This is a genomic window from Vibrio sp. A37, assembly GCF_059777565.1.
On the sequence record NZ_JBLNLI010000004.1, the window covers coordinates 224,910 to 250,172 of the forward strand.

27 protein-coding genes are annotated in these 25,263 nt (G+C 39.2%); 1 reads left to right on the top strand and 26 read right to left on the bottom strand.

The window, feature by feature from the left end:
- The first annotated feature begins 365 nt into the window (after positions 1-365).
- The gene (locus tag ACM2FC_RS09210; protein ID WP_498480613.1) at positions 366-671 is read left to right on the top strand and encodes an MFS transporter; all 306 of its coding nucleotides are present in this window, start codon (positions 366-368) and stop codon (positions 669-671) included.
- Positions 672-811: 140 nt separating this feature from the next.
- On the opposite strand, the gene ACM2FC_RS09215 is transcribed toward ACM2FC_RS09210, so the two are convergent.
- The 26 genes from ACM2FC_RS09215 to ACM2FC_RS09340 all read right to left on the bottom strand — a co-directional run bounded on the left by ACM2FC_RS09215 (position 812) and on the right by ACM2FC_RS09340 (position 25,255).
- Entirely contained in the window at positions 812-1,831 is a 1,020-nt protein-coding gene (locus ACM2FC_RS09215) for a phosphatase PAP2 family protein (RefSeq protein ID WP_498480614.1), read from the bottom strand.
- A 40-nt stretch (positions 1,832-1,871) separates the two neighbouring features.
- Complete coding sequence (locus ACM2FC_RS09220; RefSeq protein ID WP_498480615.1) at positions 1,872-2,543, bottom strand: OmpA family protein; 672 nt, start codon at positions 2,541-2,543, stop codon at positions 1,872-1,874.
- Positions 2,544-2,582: 39 nt separating this feature from the next.
- A complete protein-coding gene (locus ACM2FC_RS09225; protein ID WP_498480616.1) occupies positions 2,583-3,839 on the bottom strand; it encodes a TadE/TadG family type IV pilus assembly protein in 1,257 nt (418 codons plus the stop codon).
- Between the two features lie 2 nt (positions 3,840-3,841).
- Positions 3,842-4,393 carry a tight adherence pilus pseudopilin TadF gene (gene tadF / locus ACM2FC_RS09230; RefSeq protein ID WP_498480617.1) on the bottom strand — a complete coding sequence of 184 codons (552 nt, stop codon included), beginning with the start codon at positions 4,391-4,393 and terminating at the stop codon, positions 3,842-3,844.
- On the bottom strand, positions 4,374-4,874 hold the full coding sequence (locus ACM2FC_RS09235) for a pilus assembly protein (protein WP_498480618.1): 501 nt from the start codon (positions 4,872-4,874) through the stop codon (positions 4,374-4,376). Before ACM2FC_RS09235 ends, tadF (ACM2FC_RS09230) begins: the two co-directional genes overlap by 20 nt.
- Before the next feature lie 2 nt (positions 4,875-4,876).
- Positions 4,877-5,686: a tetratricopeptide repeat protein gene (locus ACM2FC_RS09240; protein WP_498480619.1), complete on the bottom strand. Its 810-nt coding sequence runs from the start codon at positions 5,684-5,686 to the stop codon at positions 4,877-4,879.
- Between the two features lie 23 nt (positions 5,687-5,709).
- Positions 5,710-6,588 carry a type II secretion system F family protein gene (locus ACM2FC_RS09245; RefSeq protein ID WP_498480620.1) on the bottom strand — a complete coding sequence of 293 codons (879 nt, stop codon included), beginning with the start codon at positions 6,586-6,588 and terminating at the stop codon, positions 5,710-5,712.
- 4 nt (positions 6,589-6,592) lie between these two features.
- Positions 6,593-7,510, bottom strand: a complete 918-nt coding sequence (locus ACM2FC_RS09250) for a type II secretion system F family protein (RefSeq protein ID WP_498480621.1) — start codon at positions 7,508-7,510, stop codon at positions 6,593-6,595.
- Positions 7,510-8,790 carry a TadA family conjugal transfer-associated ATPase gene (locus ACM2FC_RS09255; RefSeq protein ID WP_498480622.1) on the bottom strand — a complete coding sequence of 427 codons (1,281 nt, stop codon included), beginning with the start codon at positions 8,788-8,790 and terminating at the stop codon, positions 7,510-7,512. The genes ACM2FC_RS09250 and ACM2FC_RS09255 overlap by 1 nt, the downstream gene beginning before the upstream one ends.
- 1 nt (position 8,791) lies before the next feature.
- A complete protein-coding gene (locus ACM2FC_RS09260) occupies positions 8,792-10,024 on the bottom strand; it encodes a CpaE/TadZ family protein (protein WP_498480623.1) in 1,233 nt (410 codons plus the stop codon).
- 5 nt (positions 10,025-10,029) lie between these two features.
- Positions 10,030-10,527, bottom strand: coding sequence for a hypothetical protein (locus tag ACM2FC_RS09265; RefSeq protein WP_498480624.1), 498 nt, complete (start codon positions 10,525-10,527; stop codon positions 10,030-10,032).
- On the bottom strand, positions 10,524-11,867 hold the full coding sequence (locus tag ACM2FC_RS09270) for a type II and III secretion system protein family protein (protein ID WP_498480625.1): 1,344 nt from the start codon (positions 11,865-11,867) through the stop codon (positions 10,524-10,526). Before ACM2FC_RS09270 ends, ACM2FC_RS09265 begins: the two co-directional genes overlap by 4 nt.
- 9 nt (positions 11,868-11,876) lie before the next feature.
- Positions 11,877-12,671 carry a Flp pilus assembly protein CpaB gene (cpaB, locus tag ACM2FC_RS09275; protein ID WP_498480626.1) on the bottom strand — a complete coding sequence of 265 codons (795 nt, stop codon included), beginning with the start codon at positions 12,669-12,671 and terminating at the stop codon, positions 11,877-11,879.
- Between the two features lie 14 nt (positions 12,672-12,685).
- A complete protein-coding gene (locus tag ACM2FC_RS09280) occupies positions 12,686-13,129 on the bottom strand; it encodes an A24 family peptidase (protein WP_498480627.1) in 444 nt (147 codons plus the stop codon).
- Positions 13,129-13,356: a Flp family type IVb pilin gene (locus tag ACM2FC_RS09285; RefSeq protein WP_498480628.1), complete on the bottom strand. Its 228-nt coding sequence runs from the start codon at positions 13,354-13,356 to the stop codon at positions 13,129-13,131. Before ACM2FC_RS09285 ends, ACM2FC_RS09280 begins: the two co-directional genes overlap by 1 nt.
- A gap of 1,773 nt (positions 13,357-15,129) precedes the next feature.
- On the bottom strand, positions 15,130-15,831 hold the full coding sequence (locus tag ACM2FC_RS09290) for an OmpA family protein (protein WP_498480629.1): 702 nt from the start codon (positions 15,829-15,831) through the stop codon (positions 15,130-15,132).
- Between the two features lie 16 nt (positions 15,832-15,847).
- Positions 15,848-17,149 carry a TadE/TadG family type IV pilus assembly protein gene (locus ACM2FC_RS09295; RefSeq protein ID WP_498480630.1) on the bottom strand — a complete coding sequence of 434 codons (1,302 nt, stop codon included), beginning with the start codon at positions 17,147-17,149 and terminating at the stop codon, positions 15,848-15,850.
- A 2-nt stretch (positions 17,150-17,151) separates the two neighbouring features.
- On the bottom strand, positions 17,152-17,715 hold the full coding sequence (gene tadF, locus ACM2FC_RS09300) for a tight adherence pilus pseudopilin TadF (protein WP_498480631.1): 564 nt from the start codon (positions 17,713-17,715) through the stop codon (positions 17,152-17,154).
- Positions 17,708-18,241 (bottom strand): TadE family protein, encoded by a 534-nt coding sequence (locus tag ACM2FC_RS09305; protein ID WP_498480632.1) that lies wholly within the window; start codon positions 18,239-18,241, stop codon positions 17,708-17,710. The genes tadF (ACM2FC_RS09300) and ACM2FC_RS09305 overlap by 8 nt, the downstream gene beginning before the upstream one ends.
- Entirely contained in the window at positions 18,238-19,083 is an 846-nt protein-coding gene (locus ACM2FC_RS09310) for a tetratricopeptide repeat protein (RefSeq protein ID WP_498480633.1), read from the bottom strand. The genes ACM2FC_RS09305 and ACM2FC_RS09310 overlap by 4 nt, the downstream gene beginning before the upstream one ends.
- Positions 19,084-19,095: 12 nt before the next feature.
- Entirely contained in the window at positions 19,096-19,968 is an 873-nt protein-coding gene (locus ACM2FC_RS09315) for a type II secretion system F family protein (protein ID WP_498480634.1), read from the bottom strand.
- Positions 19,965-20,894 carry a type II secretion system F family protein gene (locus ACM2FC_RS09320; RefSeq protein WP_498480635.1) on the bottom strand — a complete coding sequence of 310 codons (930 nt, stop codon included), beginning with the start codon at positions 20,892-20,894 and terminating at the stop codon, positions 19,965-19,967. The genes ACM2FC_RS09315 and ACM2FC_RS09320 overlap by 4 nt, the downstream gene beginning before the upstream one ends.
- A complete protein-coding gene (locus tag ACM2FC_RS09325; RefSeq protein WP_498480636.1) occupies positions 20,894-22,177 on the bottom strand; it encodes a TadA family conjugal transfer-associated ATPase in 1,284 nt (427 codons plus the stop codon). The genes ACM2FC_RS09320 and ACM2FC_RS09325 overlap by 1 nt, the downstream gene beginning before the upstream one ends.
- 4 nt (positions 22,178-22,181) lie before the next feature.
- Positions 22,182-23,411: a CpaE/TadZ family protein gene (locus ACM2FC_RS09330; protein ID WP_498480637.1), complete on the bottom strand. Its 1,230-nt coding sequence runs from the start codon at positions 23,409-23,411 to the stop codon at positions 22,182-22,184.
- Position 23,412: 1 nt separating this feature from the next.
- A complete protein-coding gene (locus tag ACM2FC_RS09335; RefSeq protein WP_498480638.1) occupies positions 23,413-23,916 on the bottom strand; it encodes a hypothetical protein in 504 nt (167 codons plus the stop codon).
- Positions 23,909-25,255 (bottom strand): type II and III secretion system protein family protein, encoded by a 1,347-nt coding sequence (locus ACM2FC_RS09340; RefSeq protein WP_498480639.1) that lies wholly within the window; start codon positions 25,253-25,255, stop codon positions 23,909-23,911. The genes ACM2FC_RS09335 and ACM2FC_RS09340 overlap by 8 nt, the downstream gene beginning before the upstream one ends.
- Between the last annotated feature and the right edge of the window lie 8 nt (positions 25,256-25,263).

Here is a 25,263-nt window from a genome sequence, read left to right on the forward strand (position 1 = left end):
AAACCTAGACGCGTAAGCGAAATCTTTAGTTATAAAGTGTTGCTGTTATAGACGCTATAAAACAGTGGCTCCGATCATTGATAATGTGTGCACTGTTGACAACTGTTCCTCGACTACATAAATAAGTTCTACATTTGCTAATTTGAATGATATAGAAGTGGCTCGCTATGTCAATGAATAGGAGTCATGACGTAACATCGGCAAAAGAGCTTTTTCTCTTGATATAAATCAAACAAGGTAAATGTGTTAGTACAAGTGCTGTAAAAGTACTTCTTAGTTATCCATGGGGTATTTACGTTTACTTGCTTCCACTAATGGTTGATTGCTATGTTATTGTTTTACAAAGCAGTATAAGAGAAAATCTAATGGAATCTAATAGTAACTTTAAAAAAATATTAATGGTAAATATAGGTGGTATGCTCGATGTGTATGATTTCATCGTTTATGCCGTTATGTCGAGTTATATTGCCGAAGTATTTTTTCCTCATGCAGATAGTATGACAGCTCTTATTGCCACATTGTCAATTTTTGCTATTGGCTATGTAGCAAGGCCACTTGGTGGAATTATTTTTGGCCACCTTGGTGATAAATATGGACGAGCCAAATTTTTTTCATACTCTATTTTTATAATGGCTTTCTCTACTCTTCGAACGGTTTCGGGTGTGATCTAGGCTTCGAAAGAGGTGCGCATAAGCGAAAGCGGATAAAATCATGGTACTCGGATCAGAGTTCGAATTTTACCAGCCACCCAGAGTCCATCTATGCCAAAGCACCTCTCTCCAAGCCAGCATGACTAGCTCTTGGATTACATCTATGTATATTTAGGCTCTTTCACTTTTTTATTCGATCTCGATGGATATACATCTACATAGTAAATCACAGCTGCGGCGATCACCCAGCCACCAATGATATCGACAAAATAGTGCCAACCTAGTAAAAACGTTGCGCTAGCTAACAGTGCATTGACCACAAGTAATGGATAGAAAAGCCACTTGGTTTTTCTGAACGTGTAAGTGAACAGGGTTGACCAAATAATATGAAATGACGGGAAAGCTACTAGCCCGCCACCAACAACTGTAGGCTCAATGCCTTGGCGAATTTGCTGAAATTGCAGAGCTAGGTTGATCTGAGGCTCGATCAGGTGCGTATGATCGAGCACGCTAGCTGGAGAAGCAGTTGGGAAGAAGTAGTATATCGTCATTCCAATAACATTAGCTAGAGTAAACTTAGCTAAAAATAACTCCCCTTCTTCCTTTTTATAGAAAAAAAACAAGAGAAAAGGTAACACGATAAACTGTGGTGTTAGGGATGCATACGCTACTGACAATGTGTTTACGACATAAGTATACTGGAAAAACCAGTCCAAGATCTTGTTTTGATCGATACCAAGTCTCATATCTAATTGGTACAAAAAGGCATCGACCGGTTGAAAAGGGGTCACCTTAATTATTGTCGATATGTACATTGAAAGCCATAGGGTCATAAATACAAAAATAAATATGAGCGGCTTTTTAATGTTAGGCACTAATTTTTCAAAGATTATGAACCCTAACGTTAAACCGATTAAAAACAGCATCACCTTTAGTGCTACTACATAAGTGCTTGGACCGGTTAGATATTGAGTAACAGCTTCATTGTATGAATAGCTACATAAACTTAGTAGCAATATCGAGAGGAAACTGATAAATGTAATTTGGTTCGCTCGGTTAATATTTTTAACTTTGATTAAAAAATTATCGATAAGACTACGATTAAAAATATCTGAACAGGTTAGCCTTTTATCATAAAAAGCCTTGCTATTGCTTGGTTGTTTTACAAGTGTCATCTTCATGAATACTCTACGTAACTTTTGAACTTAACGCGTAACAGACTTAGTCTGTTACGACGTCAGTACGGCGGTTTTTCTGTCGGCCAGCAGATGTTTTATTGGTTGCGATTGGTTTTGATTCACCATTGCTTTCTGCTGTTAGGAGATCAGCGTTAACGCCGTGTGCAACTAGATACTTAACTACAGCATCTGAGCGCTTTTGCCCTAATTTCTTGTTGTAGGCAATGCTACCAATTGAGTCGGTATTGCCCTCTACAGTTAGCTTATGCTTTTCTTGTTTTATATCTTTGATCATTTGATCTAAAACGTACTTAGAGCGGTTGGTTAAGTTCGATTTATTAAAGGCAAAATAGACGCGTGCCAATACTTTCCCTTTTTGGGTAATATTCACTGTTTGATGTTCGGAAATAATGCTTTTTAGCAAGTATTCTTCACACTGCTTGTTGATATTTTGCTGGCTAAATGAGTCTTGATTCAGAATGCTCTCAATTAAATACTTGTCAGGAGACACTTTATCCAGCTTCTGTACTTGGTAAAATGGTCCTTGGTTTAGTTCTAGCTCTGTGCCATCCCCAACAATAATTTGTTCTTTAAACTCTCCATGTTTAGAGCCGCAATAAAGACTAAAAGCTTTGTTACTATCGATTTCTTCTTTTGCAAATGCTGTTAATGGCATAGTAAAAGCCACTAGTAGCAATAAATAATGTTTTTTCATAGTTGTCACTTTAATACTTAAATTAATTTTCATAGCAGATCATCGTAAGTGACCTGTTTCCTCGTTTATTATTCCTAGGATTTGATTGACCATTTGCTCTCCGTCCTTAGCTTCGTAGACGTTGTTGCTACCAACACATTGCGTAAGAGCTGGGTTGGTACTTGTGTCGTAATCGAATCCGATAAAAGCCAAAGTCGTTTTAATTGGTTGTCCATTTACTGATGCTGTACCGCTATCGAGAGTGTTTACAATCGTGGAGCACATTCCAGCATCTACTAGTTTGTTGGTAACGTCTTTGTGGTTGTCCACTCCATCAGAGATGACAATCATTAACCGTCTTGGTAGTGTTCCTTGTTGCAATACTTGGGCTGCGCGAATAATACCTTGGTAGGAAGATGTCCCATTGTTTGGTTTGAATCCATCTAGGGTACTGTTAAATAGATTAAAATTTGTAGTCAGTTTCATATCGTGAAACGTAGCATCTTGTTTTGCAATCTCGTAAGAGCTGTCTTTAACGTCAAATATGCCTTCGACTGTTTTACTTGCGTCAACATTACTCGAATTGTTTGTTGGATTTCCATGACTATCAACAGTTTGAATCATACCTATATATGACGTGCCATCCGATGGGATGGAGTGCGTTGCATAGTTGTATACAACAAGCCCAATCTTGTTTTGATAGTCAGATGACAAGCCCGCATTTTGCACTGCTAATTGATCGGTAACTTCTTGCACTACTTGCTGGAGCTGTTTGTATTTCGGGTCACCGCCTTCCGATGGACTGTCTTTCATCGAACCAGAAAAGTCTGCAACGATCACGGTATCTACTGGCGATTCAACTTTTTGTGAGATCGCTCCACTTGAAGTGGTAAATTTAGCACCTAATCCAGGTTGCTCAGAATTGCCGGAAAACCAAGACAACTGATCAGTCGATATATTGATCTGATACTGGTAGCCGTCGACAAAGTTTTGTAAGCATTCTGTATCAGTTTGGCTACAGTCTAGCTTAGTAATTTTGAGAGCCTTTATGTCTTGAATATCAGGGATATAGGCTTTGGCATAGTTCGTTGCCAAGGCTTGATTAACAGCACTACCATTGCCATCGGTACTGGAATTGTCATCATTCAGTGCCGCGATAGCTATTGAAGCGACTTCAGATGCATTATCCAGCCTGGCTCTAGTTTGCAAGGCACGAGCACCGTCAGTAGCTAATGCTAAAAATCCAATCATGCCTAGCAGAAGTAAAATGAATAGAATGCCGGCCACGCCTTGTTGATTGTGTCGAGTATTCGTCATTGCTATCTGCCTATAGAAATTGATGATGTACTGATGTCGCTATAGTCACCACCGTAGTTATAACCGTAGAAGTTGACGCCTTTGTAGCAAAGGGTGACACGGTAAAGCGGTGCTTTACGACCCCAAGTTGTAGTGACAGTTAGATCTTGGTAGTCACTAATTTTTTTGCTAGAGGTACATTTATACTGGCCTAACTGGTAACTCGTTACGTGAACAGAGTTATTATCGTTTTGGTCGTAGGTTAATCCTTCAACTGTTGCACCAAATCTCTTTGGATCATAGACGGCCAGCGTTCTATCGAGTGAGTGCTGAGCGACGGTGTAAAGCGTGTTAGCATCCGACACGCTTATGGTCTCATCGCTATCGTATAATTGTGTTCTTTCTCTTAGCAGGCTTACCAAAGAAAATGACAGCCTATCAAGTTGCCCTTTCAATGAAATTTGCACCAGGACCTGCTCGCTAAACACTAATAGCATGCATACAAAAAATGTGATGATCGCAAACTCAATTGCGTAGACGCCGCTTTGCTTGCGTTTAGTATTGGAATTGATCACGTTGGTATTCCTGTACAGCTATCATCTCGCGACTAAACAAGCCAGAAGTGAAGGTAAAATAATCGGAAATTGCATGAAACTCGTAGTTCACTCGATATATTGCAATATCGCTATTTACCGGGTTACCACAAGTTGCAGATGTTTGTCCGTCTGGTATTGGGCACGACCCAGTGACGCTTGCAAGTGCACTCATGCTATCTAGATACTGAACGGTGAGACGAAAATTCTTTGCGTCAATGACCCCAGACCAAAAAGAGCTACTATTATCAATAACCTTTTGTACAACGCTAAGGTATTCAGTGCTTCCATCGGTCACTTTCGCTTCTCGTACTGCTTGAGTTGCAATAAGATCACTAATCGATGAGATGTAAGACATGTAGCTAATCTCAACCCAAAGCATCATAATCAACCATAATGCGAGGAAGCCAAACGTAAATTCGATGGCGACCGTTCCCTGCATTTTGCGTCTAAGCAATCTCATTCCTAACCCTTAGCTTTGCTACTGCTAGATGTTGCAGCCGTTTTTGGTTCAGAAGAAGTGTGTTTTGGCTGATTGCTAGGATATTGTGGAGCTAGAGAAACCTCTTTTGTTGTTTTAAGAGTTAGATACAGTTCTGCAATTTCTCTATCGTTGTATTTGGTTTCAAGAATGCTTTGCATTAACTGCAAATTTCCAGATTTTGCTACTGCCAACACTAAATTAGCTGTCATCTGTTGGTCTGCTTGATCGCTTTTGTACAGTGGCATAATGCGATCGATTGCTTGCTGATAATGACCTTGCAATATATCGAGAACAACTAGGTTGTTTGTTACTTTCTTTTCATCGTAAAAGTGAGCGCGCGCTAAATCAAAATAATGTCTAGATTGGGCATACAAACCTTTAGATGCGTAGATGACACCTAGTAAGTTCTCAACTTCACCATCACTGTTATTTAGCTTATTTGCTTTGATAGCTGTGTTCATTGCGGCATCTGTTTTACCAAGCCTAAGTTGAGCTTTCGCTTGAATAATTAGAGAAGCTACAACAGGTTTGGTTTTATTAACTGGCTCGATAACGAACATTGCATTGGCTGGATCACCAAAGTCTAAATATGCTTGAGCCAGCTTAATGCGAGTTGAATCAGTATCTTCCTTCTTCAACTCATCACGATAAATTTTGATTAAACCTTGATAGTTTTTAGTTACCGTTAATGCTGATTCAACGGTAGAGTTATTGCTTTTTTGCGGTGTTGATGCACACCCTGAGGCAATTAGTATGACAAGGCATACTAAAAGTTTTTTATATTTAATCATGTCTGTCTACTTATTTAATTAGGTTAGGAGAAAAACTTCATAATCGGTGGCCCAACGACTAAAGGTACGATTGGGAACATATGAAATATGATCATTGGCACTGATATTTTAGAGGCCAATTTACCCATTTTTTCCTCTGTTTCGAGTAGGGAAATTTCTCTTATATCTGCCGATAAATTTGTGAGTACTTCATAAATCGAGCTACCGTAATGCAAACTCTGCTTTAATGTCATAGTAAAGCTTCGCATTGCATTGGTTGGCACACGAGCATATAGTTCATCTAAAGCTACTTCTAACCCAACTATACGAGCTCTGGTATTGGTTTGACTTAACACATGAGCCAAATGTTTATTGAAGCCTTTCATTTCTTCCGATAAGTAGCTTAGCGACGATTCTATCGTCATACCTGTCTTTACACACATCGCAAGAAGATCGAGTAGATAGGGCAGCTGGGCCGATATTCGCTTTTTAAGCTTGCGTGTTTTATCTGCAATAATCATATCTGGAACTGAAATGCATAGAATTGCCCAGAATCCACATGCTAGATATAAAGCGATCGTTGACCAGGTATCGAAAGCAAAATACAAAATTAATGCTATACCAATTGCTGCGCTTATATACTTTGCAGGCATATATAATGAAGCATATTTAAAGTCATAGTATCCCGCGGACTTAAACATGTCTTCAATATCTGCTTTATTTGCGGATAATACTTTTGGTAAATACTGCTCTATTTTTTCAAAACCATCTTCTTCATTCTCGGTATTTCCGAGTTCCTTGCGTGCGTATTTATTGAGTGTTTTCTTACGGTTTGCACTTCGGCGTAAGAAGCCAATAATTCCCCAAACACCAAATACAAGCAGAGACAATGCTAAAAATAGTATGAGTTGATTATTCATCATATTACTAGTCCCTCATTATCCAAGACGCAATAGCGAAACCAATAAAGTTACTCGCTAATAGGTAATAAAGTAAGTAATGTCCTTTGGGATCATGCATTACAAATTCAAAGTTTTCTGGGCTGATAAACTGATAGCAAAACAAGAAAATAAATGGTACCGCAGCAACAATTTTTACTGACATACGCGCTTCGGATGTTAGAGACATCTTTTTCTTTTCAGCAGCTCTTTCGTTGAAAATCATTCGATTAAGACGGCCGATTACTTCTTTAAGTTGGCCACCTCGTCGTAAATTTGCATTCAATACAATCACAAAAAATAAAAACGAAGGATACGGAAAACGAATACACGATTTTTTAAACACGCTTTCTGGTTTTTCGCCAATAAGAAGGCGTTCACCCATGCGTTTAAACTCGTTCCCTACATCACCATCTAAGTTCTTGCCGACGTATACGATGGCATGGACAATACTTTCACCGGTACTAATCGCACTACCTAATATGTTTAGTGCTTCAGGGAATGCTTCGGTGAATCTTTTATACGCTCTCTTTTTAAGCCAAAGATATCCGATAAACAAGAAAAGAAACTCAAGCAAGCAAAACATAGCAATGAGATCGCCAAGGCCACCCAATACGAAAATCTTATCGATGTAAATCGCTAAAACGAAGCAAAGTAATGTAACAACACCAATTTTTAGAGCTGCAAACTTACCTAACTGTGTGTAGGCACTCTTCATGTTTTTAACAAACCTATCGGAGAGTTTTTGCTCAGATAGTGCATCTAGGTCGACAGCTTGCGACTCTTCAGTGAGTGAAGCTTCGGCCTTGGCGAGTTGCTCTTTGTTAAGGTAATTATGCTTTGGCTGATTGCCGCGCAAAAGCATAATTACAGCTACGGCTCCAACAATTAGTATGAACCAATACATTACGCTGTCTCCACCGCACCGAATATGGCACTCAGTTGAGCTTGAAGACCATAAAAACTAGCTTTCTCTGATAAAACGGAGCGTCTTGGTAGACCTGAAGTCATAAAGCTGCCGACAACTTTGCCATTTTGAACTTGGTTGCCGTGCTGAAATTTGAACAGCTCTTCTAGGACGAATGCGTTTCCTTCAACCCCAATAACTTCACATATACTCATGATCTTTCGAGTACCATCATGAAGACGACTGATCTGAACAACGAGATCGACTGCACTTACTACTGAGCGTCTTATTGCTTCCAACGGCAGGTTGTTTGTCGCCATCATTACCATAGATTCAACACGAGCGAGAGCATCACGTGGCGTGTTTGCGTGCAGCGTGGACATTGAACCATCGTGGCCAGTGTTCATTGCTTGCAACATTTCAAATGCTTCTGCACCACGGCACTCACCAACAATAATACGGTCAGGTCGCATACGAAGGGCATTGATTACCAATTCTCTCTGGCCGATTGCGCCATTCCCTTCAATACCTTCCGTCCGAGTTTCCAAACGGGCAACATGAGGCTGAATCAGCTTAAGCTCAGCGGCATCTTCGATAGTGACAATACGCTCTTTATCAGAGATAAATTGAGAAAGCGCATTTAAAAGCGTTGTTTTACCTGAACCCGTACCACCCGAGATCAGGATATTCAAACGGCATCGTGCAGCAATCTTGAGGACCTGAGCTATTTGACTACTCATTGAGCCAAACTCTGCCATTTTGTCTAACCCAAGAGAGTGTTTCTTGAATTTACGTATTGATATTAGCGTTCCATCAATCGCAATCGGTGGGATAACCACATTTATACGACTACCATCGGGTAGGCGGGCATCACACGTTGGGTTTGATTCATCAATACGACGGCCGACTCGAGTCACGATTCGCTTAGCAATATGCTGTAGCTGGTTCTCGTCAATAAATGTCACCGAGGATTCTTCTACCAAACCATCGCGTTCGATGAATACTTTATCGTGGCCATTGATCATGATATCGCTAATAGACTCGTCATCGAGTAGCACCTGCAGCGGGCCAAGCCCGTGCAGTTCATCGACTAGGCTCTTTACAAATTCAGCTCTAATTATTGAAGCGACCGAATAATTTTCACGCTCAATAAGAAGGTCAACAGCTTTAGTTAGCTGATTTTGTAGCTGTTCTTTTGTTAAAGAGTTAATTGACTCTGGGTCTAACGCTTCAAATATTTGTTCGCGAATTTTGATGTATATAGACTTATTACTGTACATACTATGACACCTTCAAAAGCCACTGCTTTAACTTCGCGGCTGTCGCCTTTTTGAAAGGTTTGCCAAGAATTAATGAGGCGAGTTGGTCGATTGCTTCATTGATGGCAAGTTTCTGATCTTGTACAGATTTATCACTTAGTATTGCATGGCTTAAGCTCGCTTCATAAGCACATGTTACGTCTGGCATTGTGTCCAAAAACGATTTAATTTCTTGATCTGAAACCGTCGCTGATTTTTCTGGACGGTTGTTGTTCAAAACGTTGATTCGTCTTGCGTCACAGTTCAGTTGATCAAGCGTATCGAGAATACGTTTTGCTTCGCGTAGACCGGCAACTGTTTTGTCCATCACAACGAGCACGATATCAGCTGTGTCAGCAATGTACTCGAGCTGCTCTCGATTTGTTACCGTATTCGAGAAGTCTTCTAAAACGAAGTTAAACTGAGATGACAATGTCCCGATAAAGGTGCGTAATATCTCTTTAATTTCAGATTCAGATAAAGAATCTGATTCGATACTGAGTAGAGATAGCAGATCGCTAACCTTTTGCGTCATACTCATTGCGTATGTTTCATCGAGCGTTGAGGTGATCTCAGCAGAGGAAATTGCTCTCTTGTTAAAGTTATCTATATTCAACAAGATATCTAGATTGCCACCGGTAAAATTATAATCCGCTATTACGCATGAACTATTGTGTTGCTCAGACAAGTTGCGAGCTAGCTGAGTAGCAAAAAACGATGTGCCGACGCCGCCTTTTACTCCAAGCACGGCAATGTTTTTTGCTTTTCGAGTAGAGCTTAATGAGGCGTTAGTATCGATTGATGCGTTCACTGTTTTAAGTAATTCAACAAACTCTTCTTGGCAAGCAGGCCAGAAAAGATAGTGAAACCCCATTGCTTTTAAACTGCGTATTGTTTCAATTGTGCCTTCAGTACCAATAACAATCACCGCGATATTGTTAGGTAGAAGGTGAGAAATACGTTCCATTTCTGAAGTTACGTCATTACTGTTACTAAGTTCAATAATGATCGTACTAGATTGGTTTTCTCTCGCATATTGCTGAATATTTTTATCGTTGTTTGAAATTGCTTTAGGAAGCTCTATTCCTTCAAAACGATTAGCTTCTTCAATGAAGCTTTTACACTCGTCAGTTTGATGAAACAGCACTATGCCATGCTGGTTCTCTGCTTCTGAGCTATCAGAGTGGTTTTTGATGATATCGACTAAATCAAACATAATATTTACTCTCCAGTTTTATCTGGTGATGTTTTAATCAGCATTTTTTGAGGATTAACCATTGACTGCCAGCGGCTGTTTTCTACGTAACAACCCTCTGAAGTATCAGCAACATTATCAACCGCGTAATAACCGCACATCTCAACTTGAGTCGTGTAATCGGTGGTAGATATGGATAGATCGAAGCGATCATCGTCTTTACTTACGCCCGGCTTTATTTTAATTAAATCTGCTTTTACGCCTCGCTTGATTAAGTCTTTGCGAACGTTTTTTGCCCAACTTTTGCCGATATATGAGTAAGTTTCAAGGGTGACACCATGCTCCAAAATGACATTCATGTGCGAGTCAATAAACTTGCCTAAAAACGGCGACGGTTTACTCAGAGCTAACTTGTAAGTCACTGGAAATACGTCGACGTTACTTCCAGAGCGTTCCGACACATGATCTGCACATCCTGCTAAGGCAACGAACGGGATTAGAATAAATAATTTCCAATTAATCATTGTTTAAATCCTCCAGTCGCCAGTAGCTCTTTTGCTTTAGTTTCGCTGGCTTTTGGGTACGAACCCTTTTTATCGTTAAGGCCAAAGAAACGGCTTAAGGTTGTTGTTTTTTGCATTTCAGGCAGTTGAACTTGCGATGGTTTAATTGGTTTTACCAAGTTAACTGTTGCTACAATCACGAGCTCTGTTTTCTTTTTCTGGGTTGCCGCATCCCGGAATAATGCTCCTAGAATTGGAATGTCACCTAGAATTGGCACCTTACTTAAGCTTTCAATTTCTTCGGTACTTAATAGGCCACCAAGTACGAAGCTTTGTCCATCACCAAGTTCTACTGTCGTCTTTTCACGACGAGTTTTTAACGCAGGTAGACTATATGTTTGATTCTCATAAGTGGTATCTAACGAGCTAACTTCTGGTGCTAGAGTTAAACGAATTTTGTTGTCACTTTTAACTTTAGCCATCATGTTTAGCTGAATGCCATAGTCTTTATATTCGACGCTGGTAGAGTTGTTTACCGTGTAGATTACTGGTAACTGACCACCAACCAAGAAGCTAGCTGACTCTCCAGAAATTACAGACAAGTTAGGTTCAGCAAGAATTTTACCGACTGTATCGTCATGGTTCGCGTTTATAATTGCTAAAAGGTTCGATGCATTAAATCCGTTAATTGGACTAATGAATTGCCCAGGGGTATCTGAGGCACTACCATATTTGAAGCCAATCTCTTCCATAAATGACTGAGAGACCTCGGCAATTGACAGCTTTACATTGACCTGTTTTGTGGTCGCTACTTCAAGGTTGTTTACAATCCCTTCGTAGTCTTTTTTGGTCATGTAATCAATCGGCTCTTTGCTGCCAGTTTTTGGATCCTTGTACTCATAAACGGTTTCTTTTGCTTTACGCTTGAGCAAGTTACCAACGATTTCTTCAATCTTTCTTTTCTCAATTTCTGTCGCGACAGTACCACTTAACACCACTTGGTCGTCTACGTTAAATACGTTGACGTTCACATTTGGAAATTTGATGGCAATGTATCGCTGAATAGAGATTAAGCTTTTATTTACAACCACAGTTCTGTTTGCAAGCGTATTACCTGACTTACCAAACACCATGATTGAAGTTTGACCAATTGACTTGCCATATACGACAACTTTTTTCTTATCAATAACCTGATAGTCAGCTACATTTGGAGTCGCAATAAAAACAGAAGAAACGTCTTCTTTTACATTGATTGTAGTTGCGTTTCCTTGCGCAAGATTTATCACGCCTTGAGCAGCTGAATAAAATGATATCGATGTGAGAGCTAGCACAGCGAGTATTTGTTTTGCGAATTTAAACATGACAAAAACCTAGTTAATTTGCATCTTGTCTCCGCGATATTCAGCTACACCTTGGAAGTGTGGCAAAATATCACCAGAGTCAGCTTGAAGATCAGTAGCCGTATATTTACCCACTGATTTATCTACTTTTATTTGAGAAACTTGCTGGGCGACGGTTAAAGTCACAGCTTGTTTTCTAGTTAGCTCTAGCACAACGATTGTTTGATTTTTAGATTTATCCGAGCCTTCAATGTCACTTTTGGTTTTATGTTGTTTTACTTGTAACACTTTGACCCCAATAAAAATTGGTTTTACATAAACAGATTCTTCACCTTTACTTCTACTTCCTGCGAATCCGCTTGAAGATTTCTTCGTACCAATAATGGATAGCACATCAACTTTGCTGCCGTTTGTTAATACACCGCCGACCACGCTATTTGGCGCAATGGCGATAGGGAATGCTACTCGGTTTTCTGCAATTACATAGTCGATATATTTGGCATCATCTGGTTGTACTAAGTCTTCGTTAGATAAGTAGCTACCGCGATCGAGGTTTTGACGGAATACAGCGCCTTGTTTCCACGTGAGGTTTACATTTTGGGTAAAACCTAATTTATTCGCTTTCACCTTTGTTAGCTGCTCAACACTTAACATTCGGCGGGTAATAATTTCACCAGAATGAACATTTTGATTAAGCCGCCACACTTGGACTTTCGCGTCTTCTTTTTGCTCAGATCGTGGCTTATGCACCAACGAGCCAGCTACGCCATATAGTCCGATTAACACGGCAATAACAGCAACGGCCAATAATATTTTTGATTTCACAATAAAGCCCTACACTAAATTATTGACGCAGCAATACCAAATAAACAACCAATACAAATGGGTATACCATAAGGAACGCCTGAGCTTTCCTTTAAGCTCTTTTTATTAATTTTCAATCCAATTAATTGAACTAAGCCAATGAGACCACCAAGTACCAAAACTATAAATAAGGTCATTGATGAATACTTCGGACTGATAGCAATAAAAAAAGAGCTAAGCAGTTTTACGTCACCTGCTGCAATAATATTTAACAAAAATAATATGAATCCAGAGAAAAAAACCATCAGAACAAACTCAGTATTTCCGTAATTTCCTATTTGTATTGATATCGCAATACAAATCAAAAATACGAGTAATGATAAGTAGTTAGGTATTTTTCTATAAAATAAATCAAGATATCCTATATATATGGAAATGGTGGCTAGTGACAGCCACCATAAGAATATCCAATTGTCCATTATCCAGTGTAAACTGTGATATAAGAGGCAATTGTGCTTAGAGCAGTTGCGATATTTTTAGATAGACCTGATTGTGACAGACCAACGTAGATCGCGCCTCCCATAATTGCAGCAATGATTGAGTATTCAATTGCAGTAACACCGTTCTCGTCTTTAGTGAATTTAGATAGTTTATCTTTTGCGAAATCTAGAGATGTTTGAGCTTTAACTACTAGGTTAGTTAGCATTTTAGTACCTTAAATTTTAATGTTTCGATATTTATAATTTAAGAACTGAAATAAGAATGACGGTGTGTCACAGGAGAATAGAAACTAGTAGCAGGAGTGTTAAATGTTCAATTAATAAAGTTGGCAAAGACTTAGTCAGTTCCAAAGTACAATTGAACCCAAACACTTGGCATGAATCCGCTAATCAAATTTTTAGCAACAGCTTTAACATTTAAAGCTTAAAAAGCTTTAGCGAAGTTAAATGGAGCTGCACTGTAGTTCGATAGTTTAGTTTTTATCTTACACTGCTGTATGCATAAGAGTATTTACTCTATGCTATTCAATTCTTATTAAGTTCCATTTAATCTCGCCCTTAAAGTAAATAAATGAACCAAGTTGTCATTTATTCTTTATCTAATTGTTAAGAGCGAGGTGATTTTATTTGTATATATTGTTTCGGTCAATAGTTACAAATGATATAACATATTCCTAAAAGGAATATGATTGCTCATTTTCTGCTCAGTATTGTAGTTACAAATACGGTAAACTAATGTTATTGAACAAATAATGCACAATTTTTGAGTTGAACAGTCTTAACTCATCCAACCACATAATTTAATAAAACTGTAATATATTACTTTATTCCATATGTTGCAGGAATAACAATATGACATTCTATATATAGGATGATTTATTAAACTAAAACTTTTGTACTAGTTTTATATACGTATTCCTAATACTAACGATTAATTTGATTAATAATTAATCAGATGGGGGTTAATATTTCACTACAGTAGGTTTATTAGTTTTGAGTAATAGTGAATAAATAACCCAATTTAGTTGAGTTTCCCATATAGATATGCATAAGCATCATGCTAATATTCAAAGTGGGTACGTCATTTTCCCTTGATAGCTCCGATAGAGACTTGTGTCTTTGTCAATAAATTAAGCATTTTATTCCCTTACTAGCAATAAATGTTGTCATAACTTTAGATGAAGCATATGAATAAAGTTTGATTGCCAACAAAAAAATCTAATAGCGTGGTGTAGCTTTCTTGTTGTTGCTTCATTTGCGTATAGTTGTTTTTATTTATGTAATAATAGTTACTTAATTGCGGATTTCTTGAAAGGAATAAATCTCAAACACGTTGGAATATGTATTCAACCAAGTGAGTAAACCTTATTCTGTCACTTCCTAAACCCACATTATATTAAGGGTGTTTTAGACTTTTTTTCTATAAAGAAATAACTGCATCTAATTTGTATAAAATAATATACTGGTAGCATAATAATTGGGCTTTACATCTGCTTGACAAAACCATGTTAATCAAAAATATTCTATTCTGAGACATCTATATCAATATGTATTTTCTACATCTAAGCTACTTTTAAAAACTTACTTGAGATCTTATTCTCGATCTAATCCGTTCTTGCTAACTGGGAACGAGGAGGATTCTATTTTCCATTATTCATCTGGTCAATAATCGATCGGGTTATAAAGTTATAAATAAATAGAATAGGTTTGTGTCCACTGTTTAATATCCTTAACACTATATGGCTGAAAGTTATAGAGTAAAGAAACGTGAATCTGCGTAGTAAAGAGAGTAAAGGTGTTAAAAAAATTTATGCCAGCTAGTAATAATTTGGTTGTTAATTCGACATATTCATGTGGATTATAAATTGATATTTAGGCGTGAAGAGCAGTTTTGTTGGGTTATGAGTGAGCAGATTTTAGGAATAGGTATGTGCTCTAGTAGAGCAGGGCATAAAGATCGCCCTGCTGGTTTGAATTACTTATTGATCTGAGATGATGTCCGTACGACGGTTTTTTTGTCGACCTTCTGCTGTTTTATTGGTTGCAATAGGCTGAGATTCTCCGTTGCTCTTTGAAGTCAACTGGTTAGGTTTGATGCCTAACGTAACTAGGTAATCTGCAACACTTTTCGAGCGTTTCATTCCTAACGTTTTGTTGTAGCCTTCTGAGCCAATTGAATCAGTATTGCCAGCAATAGTCATTTGCTCTAAGTGGCTATTGTTGTCTTTGACAAGTTGTTGAAGTACATATTTTGAACGAGCTGTAAGTGTTGACTGATCGAACTTAAAGTATACTCTTGCCAATATCTTTCCTTTGCTCGAAATGTTAACGCCATTGCTGTCGAGTAAAATATTTTTCAGCAAATATTCTTGGCAACTTTTATCCGTGTTCGCCTTGCTAAATGTATCGTTTAGCATGACGCTTTGAACCAAGTATTGATTTGGTGGTATTTTGTCTAGCAATTGGACTTGTTCATAACTGCCTTGATTAGTCATGACGCGTGTGCCATCACCGACAACTACTTTTGTTTTAAACTCACCGTGTTTGGAACCACAATAGAGACTGAAAACATTGTTTAGTTCTGTTTGTGTGTTCGCTTGCTTTAATGTTGGTAATGTATCGGCTTGTGCAAATAGTGGTAAACACAGTATCACAGCCAAAGTTAGGGTTATTTTCTTCATAGTTTTCACTTGTTCGTTATGATCCAACCGGATCAGGATCGGTATTTCTTAGGTGGCCAGTTTCTTCGTTAATTATTCCTAGGATTTGTTTTACCATTTGGTCGCCGTCTTGTGCTTCATAGATATTGCCTTCACCCGCGCATTGTCCTAGCGCTTTTGTTGCATCCGCTTCTGTACTAAATCCGATATATGCAATTGTCGCTTCGTAACCATCATTTTGGAATTTAGTACGTATAGTGCTACACATGTTCTGTTGGCCAGAGCCCGTTCCCATGAGGCTTAGCCCCCAGTTTTTGTATTCTGTACATCCACCCGATCCATTGTTTGAGCCGCAGTCATCGCCATCTGATATAACAATCATAATTTTGCGTTTATTGTGCTCGATATCGTTTAGAAGTTGAGCCCCTCGAATTACACCTTGAAATGAAGCGGTAGATCGGTCGACTGAAAAGTCTTTTATGTCATCGTATATAGAAGTGGGTTCGTATGATGAGGCTATATCCCAATACTCACCGTTGCCGTCTGTACCTTGTAATGCTCTGTCTTCATTGAATATATTTTTTTCACTTGCAGTACTTACTGCATCCAATTCAGTTTTATCAGTGTTGAAATAGAGCAAATTGTCGATGGCAGCAACCTTTCCATCTGCTAGTGTTCTTCGCGTATAGCTACTGAAGGCAGTAAAACCGAGAGTATCTTCGGGATCACTATTCTCCAAATCGTTTGCTACCTCGTTAATGACATCTTTCAGTATTTCGATCTTTGATTTGCAGTTTTTGCTTGTGTCACTATCCGGGCAGTTACCCATCGAGCCAGAAAAGTCAGCCACAATCACAACATCGGCGGGTGATACTGATTTTTGCGATATAGCAGCACTTGAGGTCGTAAACGTATCACCAAAACTCGGGCCTTGTTCTTTATGTGAGAACCAAGATTTTGAATTCGCTGATACGTCAATGTTGTACTGATATCCATTGTTTTGATCGGCTAAGCACTCTGAAGGGTTCTCGGTACAATCGGTTTTAATGATACTCAGTGCTGAGACAGAGTTGTAATCTGGGACGTATTGCCTAACATAGTTTTCAACCAGAGTTCTATTTGCTTGACTACCAGAGCCTGACCCTTGAGAGTCTTTATTTTCATCATTTAATGCTGCAACCGCGATCGATGCCACTTCTGAAGCGTTATCTAATCTTGCTCTAGTTTGCAGTGCTCTTGCTCCATCGGCAGCTAAAGCAAGAAAACCGAGAAATCCAATCATCAGCAAAACGAATATTATGGAGGCAACACCTTGTTGTTTGTTTCTTGAGCGATACATGTTTACCTACCTATTGATACCGAGTCTGATTTAGCCGCGCTGTAATCTTTGCCATCAATAGCACCATAAAAATTAGCACCTTTATAACAAAGGGTAACGCGATATAAAGGCGCTATACGACTCCAACTCGTTTCTACCGTAAGGTGATTGGAATCGTCGATTTGTTTCAATGTCTCCGAGATATCGCACCCGCCAAGACTCGGGCTATTTGAATTTGGAATTTGTGTTTCACTTCCAGTACTCCTATCCCCTGAATAAGTCACAGATTCAAGCGTCATACCAAATTTGGACTTATCAAAGCTTGGTAATGTTCTGGCAAGGGAATCCTGTGCAATTTTCTTTAAAACGTCATATTCGCTTTGGTTGATATCGTCTTCAGAATCGTAAAAATACGTTCTTTCTCTAAGGAGACTGACGAGCGAGAAAGAAACACGATCAAGTTGGCCTTTAACGCCAATTTGAGCGACGACTTGTTCGCAAAATATTATGATCCAACACGCCATCATCATGACGAGAGCGATCTCAACGGCAAAAGAGCCTTTTTGATTCTTTCGATAATTAATCACGCTGATACTCCTGTACGACAATCATTTCCCGACTGAAAATTCCTGACGTGAAATTGAAGTATTTGGTCATCGTGGCAAAGTCGTAATTCACATGGTAAAGCGCAATAGGCCTTCCCGAAGCAGGGTTTCCTGTTGAATTTCCGCACTCAGCAACAGTTTTGCCTGAAGGTACTGGGCAAGAACCAGAATTATTCTCTAGATCAGAGAGGTCAGAAAAATACTGAATAGAAACAGTGAATTTGCTTGGATCGATAATGCTTGACCAATAAGACTCACTGCTACTTATTACCTTATTAAACTCTTGCAAATAGTAAGAACCATTAGAAGAGCTGTAAGATCCCCCGTCTGCTGTCGAGACAACTTTTGCATCACGAGCTGCTTGAGTCATTATTAGATCGGTAACCGACGAGACATACGACATATAACTTGCTTCAGCGAGTAGCATCATAAATGTCCAAAACGCTAAGAAGCCTAAAACGAACTCTATAGAAGTCACACCTTTTTGATTCGATTTACGTATTCTCATTTTGAGCCTCTAGAAGAGGTGTTTTTTGAATCCTTGCTCGGCTTTGATTGAGTTGAATCAGTTACGTTCTGCTTATTATTTGCAGTTTCCTTAGTATTTATTGTCTTTAGGCTAGATCCTAGAGGTACTTCCTTGACGGTTTGAAGTGTTAGATACAGCTTAGAAATATCTCTGTCACTATGGTTTTGCTCAAGAACCTTCTGCATAAGTTGCAGATCTTGCGATTTCGCAATCGCCAAAATAAAGTTCGCCATCATTTTTTTGTCTGCCTGTTTATTGATATACATTGGCATGACTCGGTCGACAGCAGATTTATATTTGCCTTGCAGAATGTCGATAACAACGAGGTTATTCGTTACCGTTAAATCGTCATAGAGGTTTGTTCTTGCTAAGTTTAAGTACTTTCTAGCAAGTGGGTACTTCCCTTGAGTCCCATAAATAACCCCGATTAGGTTATCGACTTGCCCGTTTCTGTCGTCTATTTTTTTTGCTTGAAGAGCAGCATTAAGCGCTTTATCAGTATTACCTAATTGGAGCTCAGAGTTAGACTCTATGATATATCCTGTCACGTCAAAATCAGACTTGTTTATTTTACTGATCGTAAATAAGGCAGAATTAGGATCGCCATAATCTAAATAAGCTTGAGCTAATTTTTCTCGTGTGGAAATAGACTCATGATCTTTGAGTTTTCTTTTATATATTTCGATTAAACCACGATAGTTTTTAGTCGCAGAATAGGCAGTCTCAACAGTTGAGGTGTCGTTTTTTTTAGGCAGGCTTGTACAGCCAGACACAGTAAGCACTGCCGCTAAAAGCAGCAGTATATTTTGATAAATCTTCATGTTAATTTTTCGCTAAGATAAAAACATCTTCATAATTGGCGGAGCTATTGCTATCGGAACAATAGGGAACATATGGCATAAAATTAAAGGTACCGAGAGTTTTGAAGCTAAAGAGCCCATTTTTTCCTCTAGATCCAATAAATGAATTTCACGAATGTCATTCGCCAATGTCGTTAATATGTCGTAAATGGAACTACCGTAATGAAGGCTTTGCTTGATAGTCATAACAAAGCTTCTCATAGAGTTCGAAGGTACTCTCTCGTACATTTCATCCAGAGCCACTTCCAATCCCATCACTCTTGCTCGAGCATTAGTTTCACCTAGAATGTGAGCGAGATGTTTGTCAAATGCGGCTATTTCTTCAACGATATAGGATAGAGAAGCTTCGATAGTCATACCCGTTCTGACACACATTGCGAGCAGATCAATCATATATGGTAGCTGACCAGTGATCTTCGCCCGGATATCTTTTGCTCTACGTTGAAGATAAATATCTGGAACAATAATAAAGACAATGGATAGCACACCGCAGGCTAGAAAAATAACAATTCCAGCCCAACTGTTTCTCGTCAAAAAGAAGATTGTTGCACTGCCAATTGCAGCCAATAAATACTTTATCGGCATATACAAGTACGAGTGTTTAGATTTGTATATCCCAGCAGAGGCAAACAACTTGTTCACATCTTCACTATTTGATGAAAAATACTTTGGTATACGAGATTCAATACCGTCTAATAGCTCGTCGCTGTACTTGCTACTATCAATATATTTCTTAAATGTCTTTCGTTTGGTGTTTTTTGTGTTTGCTAAACGGATGAGAATAGCTAACCCAATAAACGCCAAGAGTATAAAGACAAGAAGGGTAGTTTTAGGATCGGACATCATCTTGTTGCCCCCTTCATAAACATATGGCTAATAAAGAAACCAAGAAGGTTACTGCCAATTAGATAGTACAAAATGATATGGCCATGTGGATTATGCAATATGTAATCAACATTTTGTGGAACGACCCAGTGACACGCCAATAAGAATAACAGTGGTATGATCGTGACTATTTTTATTGACATTCTGGCTTCAGATGTCAACGATAACTTCTTCTTTTCAATGCTTTTCTCATTGAATATGATTCTGTTTAGCCTCGATAATACTTCTTTCAAAGGCCCGCCACGTTTTATGTTCGCATTAAGTACAATCACAAAAAACAGAAACGCAGGGTAGGGGAATCGCTGACAAGATTTACGAAATACGTTGTCTGCTTCTTCTCCTAACAATAAACGCTCGCCCATTAATTTAAATTCTTGGCCAACTTCACCATCTAATGTCTTACCAACGTAAGCAATGGCATGCATGATACTCTCACCTGTGGTGACAGCTCCTGCTAGAACGTTGAGGGCTTCGGGAAATGCTTCACTAAACCTTTTATAAGCGCGTTTACGCAGCCAAGAAAAAATGACAATTGTTCCCACAACAGTAATCACTAGAAAAGTGAAGACTAGCTTGATAGGTGTCATGCCGAGAAAACTATGCCCAAGATATACAGTGATAAATGCAGACAAGCTTAAGAAAATGATGACTTTGAGCGCAGGGAGCTTACCAAGCTGCTCATAGCTTCTTTTCGCATAACTCGATATTTTCTCTGTTACAGTTTGAGTCGTTAACGCTTTTAAGTTAACGATTTGGGATTCATCAAGAAGTTTCGCTGCGATGCTCTGTTTCGTTAACTCCTTGACATATCGGTTGGAAGCTTTGGTGCTAAGCTGAATGTATAAAACAATTGCAGCACCAAAAACGAGTAATAACCAAGAGAACATTAGACCGCCTCCGTTCTATTAAAGACCGAAGATAGTTGCTTTTCGAGTCCGTAGAACTGAGCCTTTTCAGAAAGGATGGAGCGTCGTGGTAAACCGGCAGAAATATAGTTGCCTTCGACTTTACCGTTTCCGTTATAGCCAGGTTTCTGTTGGAATCTAAAAAGCTCTTCCAAAACTACCGCGTCACCTTCTAAGCTCACGACTTCAGAGATACTCATGATTTTACGACTACCATCGTGCAGGCGACTAATTTGAACAACAATATCGACGGCACTCACAATAGAACGTCGAATAGCGCTTAGCGGTAAATTAGATGTTGCCATCATTACCATTGACTCAATACGACCTAATGCATCGCGTGGTGTATTGGCGTGCAGTGTTGACATGGAACCATCGTGGCCTGTATTCATGGCTTGGAGCATTTCAAACGCTTCTGGTCCGCGGCATTCGCCAACGATTATACGATCTGGACGCATACGTAACGCATTGATAACAAGATCTCGCTGATCAACAACACCGCTTCCTTCTATTCCTTCTGTACGTGTTTCCAGACGTGCAACATGTGGCTGAATTAAATTCAATTCCGCCGCATCTTCAATCGTGATTACACGCTCTTTCTCTGAAATGTATTGAGATAGGGCATTCAAAAGGGTCGTTTTACCAGAACCAGTACCACCGGAAATAATGATGTTGAGTCGGCATCTAGACGCAATTTTTAATACTTGTGCAATTTCACTACTAATAGAGCCAAATTCCACAAGTTTGTCCAAACCGATAGCATGCTTTTTGAATTTTCGGATCGAAATGTAAGTGCCATCTACGGCAATTGGTGGAATAACCACGTTTACACGACTACCATCTGGCAATCTAGCATCACAAGTTGGACTCGATTCATCTACGCGACGCCCAATATTAGTGACTATGCGTTTCGCGATATGCAGAAGTTGTTTTTCGTCGATAAATTTAACGTTCGACTCTTCCAATAAGCCATTACGTTCAACAAAAATATTGTCGTGTCCGTTTATCATGATATCGCTAATTGACTCGTCATCGAGCAGGACTTGAAGTGGACCTAGGCCATGTAATTCATTAACGAGATCGTTGACAAATTGGTTGCGTATGACCATTGCCACCGAATAAGATTCTCTTTCAATCAATAGATCAACTGCTTTGGCAAGTTGCTTTCTGAGTTGCTCTTCAGAAAGAGAGTTAATTGATTCTGGTGTCAGCGCGTCAAAGATTTTTTCTCGCAGATCGATAAATATAGATTTATTGGTCAACATAAACTTACACCTTCACAAACAGTTGTTTCAGCTTATCTTTTTTCGACTTATTAAATGGTTTACCCAATAAAATAGCGGTGAGCTGGTTAATCGTATGGTTGATGATTAGCTTTTGTTTGCTGAGCGGTTTTTCATCTACTAGAGCTTGATTCAGATTTGGCTGATAGGTGCAAAGTACGTCAGGTTCGAAATTCAGCAGCGACTTAATGTCGTCGTGCGATACCGTTGCGTTCTTGACTGGTTGATTGTTGTTAACCACAACTATGCGTCTTACGTCGGAGCTCAGTTCATCTAACGCTTCCATCACTCTTTTGGCTTCACGTATTCCTGACACTGTTCGATCAACGACGAGCAAAACGATATCACTATTATTTGCAACATAGTCGAGCTCTTTGCGGGTTAGGCAGACACCAGAATAGTCTTCCATCAGGAAGTTAAATTGTGTAGAAAGCGGCTCGATTAATGTGCGAGCTATGTCTTTCATTTCGCTTTCTGTAAGAAAATCAGACTCGAGACTAAGCAAAGAAAGTAAGTCGTTTACTCGGTGAGTCATACTTAAAGAGTATGCGGCATCAAGTTCGCTAGATATTTCTGAGGACGTTACGTTGTGTCGATTGAAATTTTCTAAGCCAAGCATAATGTCCAGATTGCCACCAGCGAATCTGTAGTCGGTAATCAAACATGAACTGCCATGTTGCTCGGACAAACTTATCGCTAACTGAGAAGTAAAGAACGACGTTCCAACACCTCCTTTCACACCAATAACCGAGACACGCTTCGCTTTTCTCACTGTATCAACAGGCTTTAGTTTACGAGTATTCGGGTTGACTACGAGCAGAAGTTCCAAAAATTCTTCTTGGCAACAAGGCCAATAAAGATAGTGGAAACCCATCGCTTTGAGATCGCGCCAAGTTTCGATCGTTCCTTCTTTACCGATAACAATGATAGAAGTATTGTTTGGAATCAGGTTCGAGATCCTCTGCATATCGACAACAATATTTTCACTCTCGTTGAGCTCAATGATAATGGTGTCAGTGGTATCTTCACGACCACTTTGAGTAATATTTACATCATTGTTTTTTTGGGTATTCGGTAGCGCAAGCCCCTCAAATTTGCAGGCTTCTTCAATAAACTCTTTGCACTCTTTAGTTTGATAAAAATATGTCAAAGAATTAGCTGGTTTAGATTCTGTGGAATCCGCTTTACTTTTAATAATATCTGATAGCTCAAACATATCAGTTGCCCCCCGCATTTGTGCTCGTTGGTGTTTTAATCAACATATTTTGCGGATTCACCATCGATTTCCAGCGATTACCTTCGACAGCACAGCCTGTCGAAACGTCTTCAATTTTGTCTACCGCGTAGTAGTTACAAGTTGAAACTTGGGTAGTAAAGTTTGTGGTAGAGATAGAGATGTCAAATTGATTGTCATCTTTACTGATGCCAGGCAGTACCTTAATAGATTCAGAGCTAACACCTTTCTTTATAAGATTACGGCGTACTTCATCTGCCCACTTTTTACCTTTATGTGTATACCACTGCAATGTCACACCATGGTTTAAGATGACTTGAAAGTGACTGCTAATAAACTGATCCAAAAACGGAGACGGTTTAGTCACTTCTAAAGAATAAGTCACAGGGTAAACATCAACGCTGCTACCATTATCGTCACTGACATGCTCCGCACATCCTGACAAAGCAATGAGCGGAATGAGTGAAAGTAACTTCCAATTAGTCATTTTTGAATCCTCCAGTAGCCAACAACTCTTTTGCCCATTTCTTACTGGACTCTGGGTATGACTTTTTGTCGCTATCTAGGCCGAAGAAGCGGCTCAATGTTGTCGTTTTCTGCATGTTAGGTAGTTGAATCTGTGAAGGTTTCACAGGCTTCACCAAGTTTACAGTGGCAACGATGACTAACTCTGTTTTCTTTCTTTGTGTAGCGGCATCACGAAACAACGTACCTAGAATTGGTAGATCGCCGAGCAGTGGAACCTTACTTAAGCTCTCCACATCTTCGGAGCTTAAAAGTCCACCTAAAACAAAGCTTTGGCCGTCTCCAAGTTGAACCGTGGTTTTTTCGCGGCGCGTTTTTAGAGCTGGAAGGTTATACTGTGTGTTACTGTATTCGGTATCAAGTGAGCTCACTTCAGGCGCAAGCGTCAGAGTGATCTTGTTGTCTTTCTTTACTTTGGCCGCCAAAACGAGCTGAATACCATAGTCTTTATAGGTGACATTAGTGGTGTTGTTCGTTGTATAAACAACAGGTAATTGTCCACCCACCAAGAAGCTGGCGGTTTCTCCAGAGATAACGGATAAGTTTGGCTCTGCAAGAACCTTACCTACGCTATCAGTGTGGCTAGCATTGATGACCGATAGAATATTTGAAGCGTTGAATCCATTGATTGGATTGATGAATTGGCCAGCATTGTCAGTACTTGTACCGTATTTAAAGCCTAACTCTTCCATAAAGGATTGAGAGACTTCAACAATCGAAAGCTTCACATTTACCTGTTTGGTCGACGCAACCTCAATATTATTGATGATGTCCTTGTAGTGCCTTTTAGTCATGTAATCAAGGTCATACTTGTCTGAAGAGTCTGTGCTTTTGAGGGAGTACTCAGTTTTGTCGTAATTTTTCTTCATGAAATTACCGACTAGACGCTCAATGTTTTCTTTTTCTGTATCGGTTGAGACTGTACCACTCAATACGACTTGATCACCGACATTGAATACACTGACATTCGTATTTGGGTATTTAACTGCGATGTATTGCTGAATGTTGCTTAAGCTTTTATGTACGATAAGTTTTTCACTAGCAATAGTTTTGCCTTCTTTGTTAAAAACTAAGATCGTGGTGCTTCCCATTTTATTGCCATAGACGACTACTTTTCGTTTTGTCATGATCTGATAGTTGGCAACTTTAGGAGCTGCTATAAATACTGAGTATGCGTCATCCTTAAGTGAAATTGTTTTAGCGTCTCCCTCCGCCAAATTGATTACGCCACCAGCAACTGAGATAAACGACACAGTTGTTAGCGCAAGCGTAAGTAATATTTGTTTAACCTTAATAGACATGATGTTGA